Origin of the sequence: Gillisia hiemivivida (genome assembly GCF_007997295.1) — a bacterium.
Taxonomy (GTDB): domain Bacteria; phylum Bacteroidota; class Bacteroidia; order Flavobacteriales; family Flavobacteriaceae; genus Gillisia; species Gillisia hiemivivida.
The window spans coordinates 23,304-36,681 of record NZ_VORY01000021.1 but is presented as its reverse complement, the minus strand read 5'-3'; the positions used below and the strand labels follow the sequence as shown (position 1 = coordinate 36,681).

The 13,378-nt window shown below is 36.5% G+C and carries 15 protein-coding genes; 5 read left to right on the top strand and 10 right to left on the bottom strand.

From position 1 onward, the window contains the following. Window positions 1–83: 83 nt before the first annotated feature. The 9 genes from ES724_RS13880 to recR form a co-directional block, all read right to left on the bottom strand. Entirely contained in the window at window positions 84–236 is a 153-nt protein-coding gene (locus tag ES724_RS13880; protein WP_081661893.1) for a DUF4295 domain-containing protein, read from the bottom strand. Window positions 237–244: 8 nt separating this feature from the next. Then, window positions 245–427: a 50S ribosomal protein L33 gene (gene rpmG / locus ES724_RS13875; protein WP_010229301.1), complete on the bottom strand. Its 183-nt coding sequence runs from the start codon at window positions 425–427 to the stop codon at window positions 245–247. 25 nt (window positions 428–452) lie between these two features. Beyond that, entirely contained in the window at window positions 453–692 is a 240-nt protein-coding gene (rpmB, locus tag ES724_RS13870) for a 50S ribosomal protein L28 (protein ID WP_026839299.1), read from the bottom strand. 158 nt (window positions 693–850) lie between these two features. After that, complete coding sequence (locus ES724_RS13865; RefSeq protein WP_146933893.1) at window positions 851–2,101, bottom strand: competence/damage-inducible protein A; 1,251 nt, start codon at window positions 2,099–2,101, stop codon at window positions 851–853. After that, window positions 2,101–2,439, bottom strand: coding sequence for a hypothetical protein (locus ES724_RS13860; RefSeq protein WP_026839301.1), 339 nt, complete (start codon window positions 2,437–2,439; stop codon window positions 2,101–2,103). The genes ES724_RS13865 and ES724_RS13860 overlap by 1 nt, the downstream gene beginning before the upstream one ends. Then, complete coding sequence (locus ES724_RS13855; protein WP_146933891.1) at window positions 2,440–3,054, bottom strand: fumarylacetoacetate hydrolase family protein; 615 nt, start codon at window positions 3,052–3,054, stop codon at window positions 2,440–2,442. A 10-nt stretch (window positions 3,055–3,064) separates the two neighbouring features. After that, window positions 3,065–3,841 (bottom strand): 3'-5' exonuclease, encoded by a 777-nt coding sequence (locus tag ES724_RS13850; protein ID WP_146933890.1) that lies wholly within the window; start codon window positions 3,839–3,841, stop codon window positions 3,065–3,067. Between the two features lie 300 nt (window positions 3,842–4,141). Next, complete coding sequence (locus ES724_RS13845; protein ID WP_146933889.1) at window positions 4,142–5,452, bottom strand: dihydrolipoamide acetyltransferase family protein; 1,311 nt, start codon at window positions 5,450–5,452, stop codon at window positions 4,142–4,144. Between the two features lie 213 nt (window positions 5,453–5,665). Beyond that, window positions 5,666–6,283, bottom strand: a complete 618-nt coding sequence (gene recR / locus ES724_RS13840; protein ID WP_146933888.1) for a recombination mediator RecR — start codon at window positions 6,281–6,283, stop codon at window positions 5,666–5,668. Window positions 6,284–6,387: 104 nt separating this feature from the next. Here recR and ES724_RS13835 point away from each other — a divergent pair, with 104 nt between their 5' ends. Next, window positions 6,388–7,833 (top strand): sodium:solute symporter, encoded by a 1,446-nt coding sequence (locus ES724_RS13835; protein WP_146933886.1) that lies wholly within the window; start codon window positions 6,388–6,390, stop codon window positions 7,831–7,833. On the opposite strand, the gene ES724_RS13830 is transcribed toward ES724_RS13835, so the two are convergent. Continuing rightward, complete coding sequence (locus ES724_RS13830; RefSeq protein WP_146933884.1) at window positions 7,804–8,169, bottom strand: CoA-binding protein; 366 nt, start codon at window positions 8,167–8,169, stop codon at window positions 7,804–7,806. The two genes, ES724_RS13835 and ES724_RS13830, sit on opposite strands and share 30 nt — an antisense overlap. 625 nt (window positions 8,170–8,794) lie before the next feature. Between ES724_RS13830 and ES724_RS13825 the strand changes: the two genes are divergently transcribed. Genes ES724_RS13825 through ES724_RS13810 form a run of 4 tightly spaced genes read left to right on the top strand, consistent with a single transcriptional unit; the run spans window position 8,795 to window position 13,371 of the window. Beyond that, complete coding sequence (locus ES724_RS13825) at window positions 8,795–11,098, top strand: putative monovalent cation/H+ antiporter subunit A (protein WP_146933882.1); 2,304 nt, start codon at window positions 8,795–8,797, stop codon at window positions 11,096–11,098. Next, window positions 11,095–11,505, top strand: coding sequence for a Na+/H+ antiporter subunit B (locus ES724_RS13820; RefSeq protein ID WP_146933880.1), 411 nt, complete (start codon window positions 11,095–11,097; stop codon window positions 11,503–11,505). The genes ES724_RS13825 and ES724_RS13820 overlap by 4 nt, the downstream gene beginning before the upstream one ends. 1 nt (window position 11,506) lies before the next feature. Next, entirely contained in the window at window positions 11,507–11,863 is a 357-nt protein-coding gene (locus tag ES724_RS13815; RefSeq protein ID WP_146933878.1) for a Na+/H+ antiporter subunit C, read from the top strand. After that, window positions 11,863–13,371 (top strand): Na+/H+ antiporter subunit D, encoded by a 1,509-nt coding sequence (locus tag ES724_RS13810; RefSeq protein ID WP_146933876.1) that lies wholly within the window; start codon window positions 11,863–11,865, stop codon window positions 13,369–13,371. The genes ES724_RS13815 and ES724_RS13810 overlap by 1 nt, the downstream gene beginning before the upstream one ends. Window positions 13,372–13,378 lie beyond the last annotated feature (7 nt).

The following is a 13,378-nucleotide window of genomic DNA, read 5'->3' as shown; positions in this document are numbered from 1 at the left end:
GCACAAATTCATGCGTAAATATACATAAAAAGAAAAAGCCGTCCAGATGGCTCTGGACGGCTTTTAAAATATTTTAAAATAACTTATTTTTTAGCTAAAAAGTCATTTACTTGCTCTGGAATCATAATACTTTCAACAAAAGTATAAGAGCCAGTTTTTGAAGATTTCACCATTTTAACGGCTTTTGATAATCTCTTAGATCCAGTTTGTAACGATGCTACTGATTTTTTTGCCATGACTTATATTATTTAATTTCTTTATGAACCGTCATTTTCTTAAGAATAGGGTTAAATTTCTTTAACTCCAATCTGTCTGGCGTGTTCTTTTTATTTTTTGTTGAAATATATCTTGAAGTACCTGGTTTACCAGATTCTTTATGCTCTGTACATTCTAAGATAACCTGAATTCTATTGCCTTTCTTTGCCATTTTCTCGTGTCTTTATGGTTTAGGATTATTTGTTTAAAAATCCTTTTTCTCTAGCATCTTTCATGACAGCAGAGATCCCTTTTTTATTGATGTTCTTTAATGCAGAAGCAGATATTTTTAGGGTTACCCACTTATCTTCTTCGGGAATATAAAAACGTTTTTTTAATAAATTGATATTAAATTTACGCTTGGTTTTATTCATGGCGTGAGAAACATTGTTCCCAACCATTGCTTTTTTACCTGTAAGTTCACAAACTCTTGACATTGTACTATTCTTTATCTTGTTATTTCAAAACAGGCTGCAAATTAACGATTTTTTTAAGTAACTGCCAACATAAAAATAAAATTTTTTATAGCTTATTTACTGTTTATCACTAAGATGCATTCTAGTTGTTTTGATATCAAATACTTCTGATATATATTTTATTTAGAAAGTAACTCTTTGAGCAACATTTCCAAGGCTTTATTCACTGTTTTTTTTACTACCTGCTCCCTACTTTTTCCAAATTTGAATTCTTCAGAGAAAACTTTCTCTGGAGTAGCAATTCCAATAAATACCGTCCCGACCTCTTTATCACTGTCACCTTTATCGGGTCCAGCATTTCCTGTGGTCGCAATAGCATAGTCTGATTTAAAAATCAGCTTAGAATTCCGTGCCATTTCTTCTGCAACCTCCGCACTAACCACAGTGTTTTTCTCGATAATAGCATGAGGAACATTCAAAATATCTTCTTTAGTATCCGTCGCATAGGTCACAATCCCGCCTCTAAAAAAGGTAGATGCTCCAGGATTTATAGTGAATTTTGTCGCTAACTCCCCTCCTGTACAACTCTCTGCAACAGATAAAAATTGATTTTTCGTGTTCAATAATTCCCTAATTGTGATGCTGATATCTTCATTCTCTCCATTAACATCAGAAATTATGTCGTGCAAGATCGGATAGATCTTTTCAAATTCTTTTTCAATAGAAGATTTAAGCTCCTCCTCGTTAAGTCCTTTTCCTGAAAGTCTTAACCTCACAGTACCAAAATTTGGCAAATAAGCAAGTCTAATATGAACAGGAAGGTTGTTCTCCCAGCCCTCTAATCTTTGCGCAATGGCACTTTCCCCTAGTCCATAGGTTCTAATGGTCTTATGATAGATAAATGGCCTCTTAAACTCCTTTATCAATCTTGGTAAGACTTCACGTTCCATCAATGATTTCATCTCGTATGGGATCCCAGGCATAGCAACAAAAACCTTTTCATCCTTTTTCATCCACAGGCCAGGAGCTGTCCCATACTCGTTGTGTAGCGCAATTGCTTTTGAAGGCATTAGCGCTTGTTCCCTGTTAAGATCTGAAATAGGGGTGCTAATATATTTAGCAAAAATAGACTCAATATGCATTAAAACATCATCATCTCTAACCAGAGAATCTTCAAAAAACTCACATAATACCTTTTTGGTAATATCATCTTTAGTAGGACCCAACCCACCAGTGATCAAAATGATATCTGCGCGTTTGGAAGCCTCTTTAAGAGTAGTAAGGATATGTTGACGCTCATCTTCTACAGAAGTGATTTGATGTACAGAGACACCAATCTTGTTGAGCTCTTGGGCAATATGTGCAGAATTAGTATCTACAATTTGACCAATGAGAATCTCATCTCCAATTGTAATTATTTCTGCAATCATTAGATGGTAAAATCATTTTTCAACTCTCTTTCTGCCAATCTAACCTTAGCGGATATCTTTTCACCCGCATCCCGAGCATTTGTTTCGCGCTCCTTTCCTTTAGACCAAGCCTCGATCACTAATATATTATCCATCTGATTCAAGCCAAAAAGCTGAAGATTAGGCTTCATCTTATGGGCATATTGATAGGCTAATGCGGGATTACTGCTAGAAATAGCTTCAGACATTGAAGCTACATCTGGCGGAATTTCTTCCAAAAATGTTTGAACAATTATCTTCACAAAATCGTCATCCCCACCAGCCATTTCTATTACGTCGTCTAAGTTGTAGTTCTTCATTTATTTTACCTGTATTGAAAATAGTTGCTTTTCTTCTATTAGTCCAGTTAAGACATCGTTAACCTCAACCTTACCAACTCCTTCTGGAGTTCCTGTAAAAATAATATCCCCGATTTTTAAAGTGAAATACTTTGAAACATAAGAAATGATCTCATCAATTTTCCACAACATATCACCAGTATTCCCTGTTTGCACAGGCTGATTATTTTTAATTAAGCTAAAGTTAATATTATTTAGGTCGGAAATAGATTTTTTATCAATCCATTTCTCTCCGATTACTGCAGCACCATCAAAACCTTTCGCCTTTTCCCAGGGCAAACCTTTATCTTTTAAGTTTTGCTGAAGGTCTCTAGCCGTAAAATCTATACCCAAACCAATCTCGTTGTAATATTTATGAGCATATTGCTCTTCTATATATTTCCCTACCCTGTTTATTTTCACCAGCACTTCAACTTCATAATGAACATCATTGCTAAAATCTGGTATAAAAAAAGGTTGTTTTTTTAAAAGAATTGAAGTGTCAGGTTTTAAGAATATAACTGGCTCCGTTGGTTTTTCATTCTTTAATTCTGAAATGTGGGCGCTATAATTTCTCCCGATGCAGATTATTTTCATAGAAGCCCTACTATTTAACTTTTGTATTTAGCTTTCTCAATTTTATCCTGGTTAGGATTTTCTTAGTGTATAATGGAAAGTCGGCATTTTGGATCCATCCGAAATATCCAGGTTCCTCTTCCAGGACCTTTTCTACATGTTTTCCTTTGTGTTTCCCAAATGCAAATACTTCTTCCCCTTTTTTATCGAATGCTATAAATCCAGCAAAGTCTGCAAATTTTCTTCTTTCACTGTATTTAGATAGCCATGACATATCGTTCTCCAGATCTTCATATTTGTCTAGCTGAGATTTCAAAACCTCGTAAGTAGCATTCGTATCTGCTTCGGCACCATGTGCTCCTTCCAGATCTTTATCACAATAGAATTTATAGGCCGCAGACAGTGTTCTTTGTTCCATTTTATGAAAAATAGTTTGCACATCTACAGATGCCTGACTTTTCATATCAAAATCTATATCTGCTCGCAATAATTCTTCAGCAAGCAACGGAATATCAAATCTATTTGAATTATAACCTCCCAGATCGCAGCCTTTAATCATTTCATAGATTTTAGGTGCCAACGTATTAAAAGTGGGTTCATTTGCTACTTTTTCATTAGAAATTCCATGAATAGCAATTACCTCAGCCGGAATATTCATTTCAGGGTTCACCAACCATGTTTTACTTTCTTTATTGCCATTGGGAAATACTTTTAAAATAGAAATTTCTACAATTCGATCTTTAGCAACATTAGTTCCAGTGGTTTCAAGGTCGAAAAAGCAAATTGGTTTTGTGAGTTTTAACTCCATAAAATAGTTGATTTTTGTAAAGATACTATATTTTGAATGTTCTAAAAATTCAAAGTCGTCTTCAGTAAAAAAGTTTTGTTATCTAATTTTAGAAAACTTAAAAGCCACTTACACTACATAATTAATGAAGCATTTGTGGCTTTTTAAGGGTATATGTTTTGAAAATCAAGAATCTTGACGGGGAAAATCAAGAACCTCGGGGCAAGCCCACGAGGTATGAATTGGAAAATACTTTTAAAAATCCAAGGCAAGCCTCGGGGAATTAAACCCTCAATGAGGGATTAAACTCTCAATGAAGGATTAAACTTCTCTATTCTTGTCAAAAGCTTCCAGATATTGTGCAACACGTTGCACAAACTGTCCTCCTAATGCTCCGTTCACTACACGATGATCATAACTGTGAGATAAGAACATCTTATAACGAATCCCAATAAAATCTCCTTCCGGAGTCTCAATGACCGCAGGCACCTTTCTTATGGCTCCAAGAGCTAAAATAGCAACTTGTGGCTGATTGATAATTGGAGTTCCCATGATACTTCCGAAAGTACCTACGTTAGTTACCGTATAGGTTCCCCCTTGGATATCCTCTGGTTTTAATTTATTCTCTCTGGCTCTATTTGCAAGATCGTTCACAGCTTTCGCCATTCCTACAAGATTCAAAGTATCGGCATTTTTAATAACCGGTACAATTAAATCGCCATTACCAAGTGCCGCAGCCATTCCAAGGTTTATATTTTTTCTTTTAATAATTTTATCACCGTCTAAAGCTATATTGACCATTGGAAAATCTTTGATAGTCTTAGCTACTGCTTCCATAAAGATTGGAGTAAAGGTTAATTTCTCTCCTTCTCTTTTTTCGAAAGCTGTCTTGTTTTTGCTTCTCCAATTCCAAATATTGGTTACATCTACTTCTATAAAAGATTGAACATGCGCAGAAGTTTGAACACTTTCTACCATGTGATGCGCAATCATTTTACCCATTCTACTCATTTCGATGATCTCATCTCCTCCATTTACACTAACAGGGGCAGAAGGCTTTTTAGCAGCCGGAGCCGATTGAGCAGGAGCAGATGTACTTGCTGTAGATTTAGGCTGAGAACTTCTATTTTCTAGAAGTCCTAAAATATCGTTTTTGGTAACTCTGCCATCTTTTCCGGTTCCTTCTAAGGTTTCCAACTCCTGAAGGCTTACTCCCTCTTTTTTAGCGATATTTTTCACTAATGGAGAATAGAATTTGGTAGAATCAGAGAAATCTGTTTCTGAAGTTTCTGAAGCACTCTTGGCTGAAGTCAGCATTTCTTCTGCTTCTTCAACTAGTGCTCCTTCTGGTTTTTTAGCTTCCGTAGGCTGTTCCTTAGAATCATCTTCGCCTTCTATTTCAATAATAGCGATAGTTTGGCCAACTTGCACTACATCATCTGGCTCAAAAAGTTTTTCAATAAGCACACCATCTACCTCACTTGGAACTTCACTATCAACTTTATCTGTTGCTATTTCCAGTACTGCCTCATCAGCTTCAATAGTATCTCCAACTTCTTTTAACCAGCTAGTAATTGTTGCTTCTGCGACGCTTTCCCCCATTTTGGGTAACTTAAGTTCAAACTTTGCCATATTATTATCTCAACGATGTTTTTTATAATTCTGATTGCGAAATTACTTAATTTAACGCTTCATAAGTATTAAATATGTAATAAAATTATTTCTAAAGCTGTATTCAACCTCAAAACAACCTCTTCTGATGCTTGTAAAATTACGATTCTGATCCTTTAAATTAAAGGGAATCTAATCATTTAAAGAAAATTTAAAATGAATTGTCCGTAGCCTTTAGCTTTTTAAGGAACTCTCAAAAGGAATTCTATTGGTAATACTTCTTCCTAAAGTGACCTCATCTGCATATTCTAATTCGTCTCCAACAGAAATTCCTCTTGCGATGGTAGAAGTCTTTATATTTATACCTTCCAATTGCCTGAAAATATAAAAGTTGGTAGTATCTCCTTCCAAAGTACTACTAAGAGCAAAAATAATTTCTTCAACTTCTCCTTCTTTTACCTTATCAACTAAAGATTTTATGGTTAACTGCGAAGGTCCAATCCCATCCATAGGGCTTATCTTACCTCCAAGCACATGATATAATCCGCGATATTGACCTGTATTTTCTATGGCCATAACATCCCGAATATCTTCTACCACACATACCAATTCTTTTATTCTTTTAGGATTAGCGCAGATCTCACAAACTTCGGTATCACTTATATTGTGACAATTCTTGCATAATTTGATGTTTGCCTTTAGATCTAATAAGGCTTCGGCAAGTTGCTGAGTTTGAGAAGTTGGTTGTTTTAGTAAATGAAGCACTAATCTTAATGCAGTTCGTTTACCAATACCTGGTAATTGTGACATTTCTGCCACGGCTTGTTCCAATAATTTAGAAGAAAAATCCATAGTCCAAAATTACATTTTTTATAGGATACTATTAAATTTTAGTAGCTCATACTAAACAAGAACCTATACATTAATTTGTATTTTGGCTGCGAAATTGAAATTCTATGCAACCAGCTTACATCCTACTCTTAATAGCTTCTTATTTTGGAGCATTATTAATTATCTCCTACTTTACCGGTAAAAATTCTAATAATGATGCTTTTTTCAAGGCCAACAGGCAATCGCCTTGGTATGTTGTAGCATTTGGAATGATTGGCGCTTCACTTAGTGGTGTCACCTTTATCTCAGTTCCTGGATGGGTAGAAGCTAGCCAGTTTAGCTATATGCAGGTGGTATTAGGTTATATTGTAGGATACGCAGTAATTGGATTAGTACTACTTCCCCTCTATTATAAAATGAACCTGACCTCCATTTATACTTATCTGGAAAGTAGATTTGGTAAATACTCTTACAAAACGGGAGCTTCTTTCTTTCTATTGTCCCGAGTTGTAGGTGCCAGTTTTAGGCTTTTTCTGGTAGCCAATGTTTTACAAATAATTCTTTTTGATGCTTTAGGGATTCCATTTTGGGCCACAGTTGTTATGACCATTGCCTTAATTTGGCTTTATACTTTTAAATCTGGGATAAAAACCATTGTTTATACTGATACTTTACAAACCCTTTGTATGCTTATTGCTGTGGGAGTTAGTATTTATTATGTCTCTGATAGTTTAGGGATTCAAGGAAGTAATTTAATTGGTCATATTGCAGATAGTGATTTCTCTAAGATGTTCTTTTTCGATGATTTCAAAAGTGCCAACTACTTCTGGAAACAGTTTATTTCTGGGGCTTTTATAGCGATCGTTATGACAGGTTTAGATCAAGATATGATGCAGAAAAATCTTACCTGCAGGAATCTAAAGGATGCACAAAAGAACATGTTCTGGTTTACCATAGTACTCACTTTCGTGAATTTGGTGTTTTTAGCACTGGGCATGCTGCTTACAGAATATGCCAGATTAAACGGAATAGATGCTTCTAAAGATGACCTATTTCCAGTGATTGCTACACAAAGCGGATTGGGGGCTGGAATTGCCACCTTCTTTGTATTGGGACTAATCGCTGCGGCATACAGTAGTGCAGATAGTGCTCTTACTGCACTTACCACCTCTTTTAGTATCGATATTTTAGATATTGAAAAAAGATATAAAGCCGCTAAACAAGAAATTGTTAGAAAGCGAATCCATGTCGCAGTTTCTATAGTGCTAATTCTTGTAATAGTAAGTTTTAAGTATATTATTAAGGATGAAAGCGTAATTGCCAAACTCTTTGTATTTGCTGGATACACTTACGGCCCGTTACTTGGACTTTATAGCTTTGGACTTTTTACTAAATGGATGGTGAAAGATAAATTGGTACCTGTAATCGCGATTTTATCCCCAATAGTCTGCTATCTAATAAGTATGAACAGTGAAGTTTGGTTTGGATTTGAATTTGGCTTTTTTGTACTTATTCTAAATGGAGCTTTAACATTCTTAGGTCTAATATTGATTCGTACCCAACATAATTAAGGTACATGCATTCTCAAAGTCAATATTATTTTCCCTCAATAACCTGTATAATTCAGGGTTCTCCGTACCGGGATTAAAAATCACCCTTTCAGGATGCAGGGAAATTATATAATCATAATATTCCTCCTGTCTTTTTGCATTTAGATATAAAGTTACGGTATCTACCTCTTCAAAACTTTCCTTTTCAGTAACAATAGGAACACCGGCTACCTCACCTTTTCTTAATCCAACCGCTACAACAGGGTGTTTATAAGCAACCAATCTGTTTATAGCAAGGTTGGAATATCTTGAAGTATTTAAGGAAGCCCCTAAAACCAATGTTTTCTTGTTTTCCATAAGATACAAATTTAGCATAAAACCAGCATTGTAACAAATTCCGGGTCTGCTTGTCTTTATTGTAAACTGAAGCTCGCTGTGAAACCGGGAAGGTCGAGATGGTTGGCTTACCCGGAGGAACAGAAAGAGGCCGTCTAAAATACATTCTTAGGCGGTCTTTTTTTATGGGTATAGCTGATAATGATCGACCAACTTATTCAGCACTTGTTTTTAGTGAAGAAAGGTAGAAATTAATTACTCTCAGGCCCCAGCAGCTTGTTACTCGGCATGTATCTTCACCAAAAAAACCGCACCTATTTAAATCATTTCTTTATCAACAACTTTCTAATTTTGATGGATTCACCTCAAACCAGGGTTTAACGAATGGCATGGCCTTTATCGTATCACCCTTCACAATAAGATCCTTTAAATATACCACTCCCTAATTTGTAAGTAAAAGTACTACCGGGTTAAAAATGTAGTTAGATTTTGCTTTTAAACACTTGCCCTTAAAATCATTGACGGGTTTTTAAATATCCGACTCAAAAAACTAAATAAATTCTTTATTTTTAAGGTTCATTTAATTTATTGAAAGTAGATACTAACAGCATTCCGGTTTAATCGTAGTTTATCAACCAATATAAATATGCTAACAACCATTTTAATTGGATTTTTACTAGCAGTTTTACTTCCGTGGCTTTATAAATTTTTTAAAGCAAACACCGGTAGGTTTCTTGCTGTATTTCCAGCTGCAGCATTTGTTTGGTTTGCCACAAAACACAATCAAATTGCAGCCGGTGGTATAGTTAAAGAGGCCTATAACTGGATGCCGGGTCTAGGTGTAAGTTTGGATTTTAAACTTGACGGATTGAGTTTGCTGTTTGCCTTTTTAATTTCCGGTATTGGAGCAATAGTATTGCTGTATGCAGGAACTTATATGAAGGCTTATGAGAAAACCGACAGGTTTTTTGTTGCCTTGATGATTTTTATGGCTTCTATGCTCGGACTCGTCTTGTCTGATAACATCATTAGTCTCTTTGTTTTTTGGGAATTGACCAGTTTTAGTTCCTATTTTTTGATTGGTTTTAGCCATGAGAAAGAAGAGTCAAGAGGTGCTGCCCTTAAAGCGTTGTTAATTACTGCGGGTGGCGGTTTAGCATTACTGGCAGGATTAATTTTACTTGGCATAGGGGGAGAAACAAACACGATTTCAGAATTACTGATGCGCGGCGATCAAATTGCCGATAGCGGTTTTCTTCACGTTGCCATGATGCTAATTATTGTGGGCTGCTTCACAAAGTCTGCTCAATTTCCTTTTCATTTCTGGTTACCCGCTGCTATGGCGGCACCCACACCGGTAAGCGCCTATTTACATTCAGCCACTATGGTAAAAGCTGGTATCTATTTGCTGGCCAGAATGAGCCCATTATTTAATGGAACCGGCAATTGGAATACAACTTTGCTGGTGGTTGGTGGGATAACAATGCTCATGGGCGCATCCACGGCTGTTATACAGTCTGATTTAAAAAAGATTTTGGCCTACACCACCGTAAGTGCCTTAGGGTTGCTTACGATGCTTTTGGGTATTGGGACAGAAATTGCCATTCAGGCTGCTGTGGTTTTTATACTGGCCCATGCACTCTACAAAGGCGCCCTGTTTTTACTTGCCGGAATAATCGACCACCAAACCGGAACAAGAAACATCAGGAAGCTTGGAAAATTATTTAAAAAAATGCCCTATACCGGAACGGCAGTGATCATTGCCAGCTTGTCCATGGCAGGAATCCCCCCGTTATTTGGATTTATAAGCAAAGAGTTAATCTATGCCTCAACGATAGATATGGTGATAAACTCGCCCTTAACGACTTCGGCGTTTTTTATTGCAGGGGTTCTTATTACTGCAGCTGCAGGTATACTTAGTTACAAAGTTTTCTTTGGAAAGCGAAACAAACTGGAATCACAACCCACAGAAGCCCCGTTTAGCCTGGTTGCAGGACCTTTGTTAATGGCTGTGATTGCTGTAACTTTGGGAATAAGCAGCAGATTCATTTCTCCTTTGCTCAATCAAGCTTCCCTGGCAGTAATGCCTGAAAATATCGAACTACAATTAAGCCTATGGCACGGTATCAATACTGAGCTTATAATGAGTATGGCGACTATTTTTATTGGCTACCTAACATTTTTATTCATTTACCTCAACCCAAAATTTATAGCTTCTATTAAGGTTTCTGATAAAATTAAAACCTCAAGCGTCTACGATAGAACTATAAGTACAGTAGTGGAAATTTCTAAACGGGTTACCATAATAATTCAAAACGGAAACCTGAGAATTTACGTTTTTGTGCTAATTGCAGTGTTTAGTTTGCTGTCATTGTGGGTTTTAAAAGATTTTAGTGTTCCCAGTATTTCGATTTTGTGGAGTGACTTTAGAATTTATGACATCGTTATTGGTCTTATAATGATTGCTGCCTGTTTTTATGCGGTTATGGCAAAATCCAGACTTTTGGCAATCGCTTTACTTGGCGTGGTGGGTTACGGTGTGGCATTTATTTTCATCATGTTTGGCGCTCCTGATCTGGCTATAACCCAAATTTTAATCGAGACCATAACGGTCGTGATTTTTGTTTTAGTTTTATGGAAGTTGCCTAAATTTTTAATTTTTACTGAAAGCTTTATCAAGTTTAGATACTTTATGATTTCTATTGTCTTTGGCGGCTTAATGACCTGGATCGTCATGATAGTAACCCAATATCCATTGGAGTCACATTTGAAAGCTTATTTCGCTGAAAACAGTTACTTATTGGCAAAAGGCAAAAATGTTGTAAATGTTATTTTGGTTGACTTTAGATCGCTGGATACATTGGGTGAAATGGTTGTATTGGGCATTGCAGCTATTGGGATATATGCTTTGGTGAAATTTAATAAAACAGGAAAAAAGGAGGAACTATGAATTCGACAATATTATCAATGGGAATAAAATTATTGGTTCCCTTGTTTGTGATTTTTTCACTTTTCCTGCTTTTTCGGGGTCACAATGCTCCGGGAGGTGGCTTTGTGGGCGGCCTGGTATTTTCTATAGCTTTTTCATTGTACACCCTCAATTATGGAGTGAAGCGCACAAAAGAAAAATATAAAATCAGGCCCTTGAAGCTTATTGCCTGGGGGTTGCTCATGGCCGTTTTAAGTGGATTGATTCCCCTTTTTGCCGGAGAATCATTTTTAACCGGATTATGGCATGATGAAATTACGATCCCCGTTTTAGGAAAACCGGGAACACCAATACTTTTTGATATTGGGGTGTATTTACTGGTGGCAGGCACTATTCTAAGTTTAATTTTCACTCTTTGGGAGGAATGATATGGAAGATATATTACCATTTTTAATAGGTTGTTTGTATGCCGGGGGCATCTACTTAATTTTTCACAGAAGTTTTGTTAAATTGATTATTGGTCTTATAATCCTGGGGTATGCTTCAAATTTATTTTTGTTTACCATAAGCAGAATTACCAGAGATGCACCACCTTTGATTCCTGATGATGCCACCCAATTAACAGAGACTTTTGCAGACCCACTTCCACAAGCTTTGATTTTAACGGCTATTGTAATTGGTTTTGGATTGCAGGCTTTTGCAATTGTACTTATAAAAGTGGGCTTCAAAACACTGAAGACCGATGACCTTGATAAAACAACCTCAACGGATAGATTGGATAATTAATGGAAAACCATATACTTATTGTTTTACTTATTCCTTTGTTGTCGGGGATTTTTAGCTTGTTTGCCTGGGGAAGAAAGCAACTACAGCAATACATATTTCTGGTTGGTACTTTTTTGTTGATCGTAGCCGCGGGGTTTCTTCTTAATAGCGTACTTATTCACGAAGTTATTGTGCTGCAATCTGCCGGCTGGGAAGCTCCATTTGGCATCTCCCTGGTGGCAGACCTCCTTAGTTCCATCATGGTTTTGCTTGCGGCCATTATTGGTATTGCCGTTGCTATCTACTCGTTTAGTGAAGTCGATGAACATCGCATACAGTTTGGCTTTTACCCTTTGATGAACTTTCTGGTTTTTAGTGTGTGTGGTGCTTTTTTAACGGGAGACGTGTTCAATCTCTATGTGTGGTTTGAAATGATGCTTATAAGCTCATTTGTATTAATGGTTTTAGGCAATGGAAAATCTCAGGTTGAGGCAACTATTAAATATGTTACCATCAATATTGTGGCATCTACCTTTTTCTTAGCAGGTATAGGAATACTTTACGGATTAACCGGCACACTCAATATGGCCGATCTTGCCGTGCGCTTACAATCTGTCCCCAACTCAAGTTTACTGGATTTAGCTGCTATCTTTTTCTTTATCGCCTTTGGGGTAAAAGCCGCAGTATTCCCTTTGTTTAATTGGCTTCCTGCATCTTACCATACACCGCCCATCGCTGTTTCTTCCTTTTTTGCCGGACTCCTAACCAAGGTTGGTGTGTATGCTTTTATACGGTTTTTCACCATGATTTTTAATCATGAAAGTGCATTTATAGACAACCTGTTGCTCTATACCGCAGCCGCTACTATGTTTTTTGGTGTATTGGGAGCTGCTGCACAAATGGATTTCAGAAAAATATTGTCTTTTCATATTATAAGCCAAATTGGATATATGATCATGGGACTTGCCATTGGAACAAAACTGGCGTTGACCGGTGCTATTTTTTACATAATTCATCACATTATCGTAAAATCCAATCTTTTTCTTATTGCCGGAATTGTAAAAAAATCTAGTGGCAGCTTTAATTTAAAGAAAATTGGTGGGGTTTATGGAAAATATCCCTTTCTGGCTATACTTTTTATAATTTCAGCCTTTAGTTTAGCAGGTTTTCCTCCACTTTCCGGATTTTGGGCAAAACTCATTGTGATTAAAGCAGGTTTAGAATCCGGTGATTCCTTTTTAGTTATAGTTGCATTGGTTGTAGGATTTTTAACCCTGTACTCGATGACAAAAATCTGGAATGAAGCATTTTGGAAAAAGGTGCCTGAAGAATACATGGAAGAATCTCAAACCAAATCAGTACCTTTAAGTTCAATAAAACCAATGATAATTCCCGTAGTCATGCTGGCAGGTATCACTTTGTTCATTGGTCTTTTTGGTGAATCTGTTTTAAATTTGGCCATGATGACCGCAGAACAATTATTGAATCCGGAAATTTATATACACGCAGTTCTTGGTAATGACAGTTAATTAAAAA

What these genes read in the sequence shown, in the direction of transcription:
- rpmB (WP_026839299.1), bottom strand. Translation starts at nt 692, where the DNA reads ATGTCAAGAGTTTGTGAACTTACAGGTAAAAAAGCAATGGTTGGGAAC.
- ES724_RS13820 (WP_146933880.1), top strand. Translation starts at nt 11,095, where the DNA reads ATGAATTCGACAATATTATCAATGGGAATAAAATTATTGGTTCCCTTG.
- ES724_RS13865 (WP_146933893.1), bottom strand. Translation starts at nt 2,101, where the DNA reads ATGATTGCAGAAATAATTACAATTGGAGATGAGATTCTCATTGGTCAA.
- ES724_RS13845 (WP_146933889.1), bottom strand. Translation starts at nt 5,452, where the DNA reads ATGGCAAAGTTTGAACTTAAGTTACCCAAAATGGGGGAAAGCGTCGCA.
- ES724_RS13850 (WP_146933890.1), bottom strand. Translation starts at nt 3,841, where the DNA reads ATGGAGTTAAAACTCACAAAACCAATTTGCTTTTTCGACCTTGAAACC.
- ES724_RS13825 (WP_146933882.1), top strand. Translation starts at nt 8,795, where the DNA reads ATGCTAACAACCATTTTAATTGGATTTTTACTAGCAGTTTTACTTCCG.
- ES724_RS13860 (WP_026839301.1), bottom strand. Translation starts at nt 2,439, where the DNA reads ATGAAGAACTACAACTTAGACGACGTAATAGAAATGGCTGGTGGGGAT.
- ES724_RS13830 (WP_146933884.1), bottom strand. Translation starts at nt 8,169, where the DNA reads ATGGAAAACAAGAAAACATTGGTTTTAGGGGCTTCCTTAAATACTTCA.
- rpmG (WP_010229301.1), bottom strand. Translation starts at nt 427, where the DNA reads ATGGCAAAGAAAGGCAATAGAATTCAGGTTATCTTAGAATGTACAGAG.
- ES724_RS13810 (WP_146933876.1), top strand. Translation starts at nt 11,863, where the DNA reads ATGGAAAACCATATACTTATTGTTTTACTTATTCCTTTGTTGTCGGGG.
- ES724_RS13880 (WP_081661893.1), bottom strand. Translation starts at nt 236, where the DNA reads ATGGCAAAAAAATCAGTAGCATCGTTACAAACTGGATCTAAGAGATTA.
- ES724_RS13815 (WP_146933878.1), top strand. Translation starts at nt 11,507, where the DNA reads ATGGAAGATATATTACCATTTTTAATAGGTTGTTTGTATGCCGGGGGC.
- recR (WP_146933888.1), bottom strand. Translation starts at nt 6,283, where the DNA reads ATGGATTTTTCTTCTAAATTATTGGAACAAGCCGTGGCAGAAATGTCA.
- ES724_RS13835 (WP_146933886.1), top strand. Translation starts at nt 6,388, where the DNA reads ATGCAACCAGCTTACATCCTACTCTTAATAGCTTCTTATTTTGGAGCA.
- ES724_RS13855 (WP_146933891.1), bottom strand. Translation starts at nt 3,054, where the DNA reads ATGAAAATAATCTGCATCGGGAGAAATTATAGCGCCCACATTTCAGAA.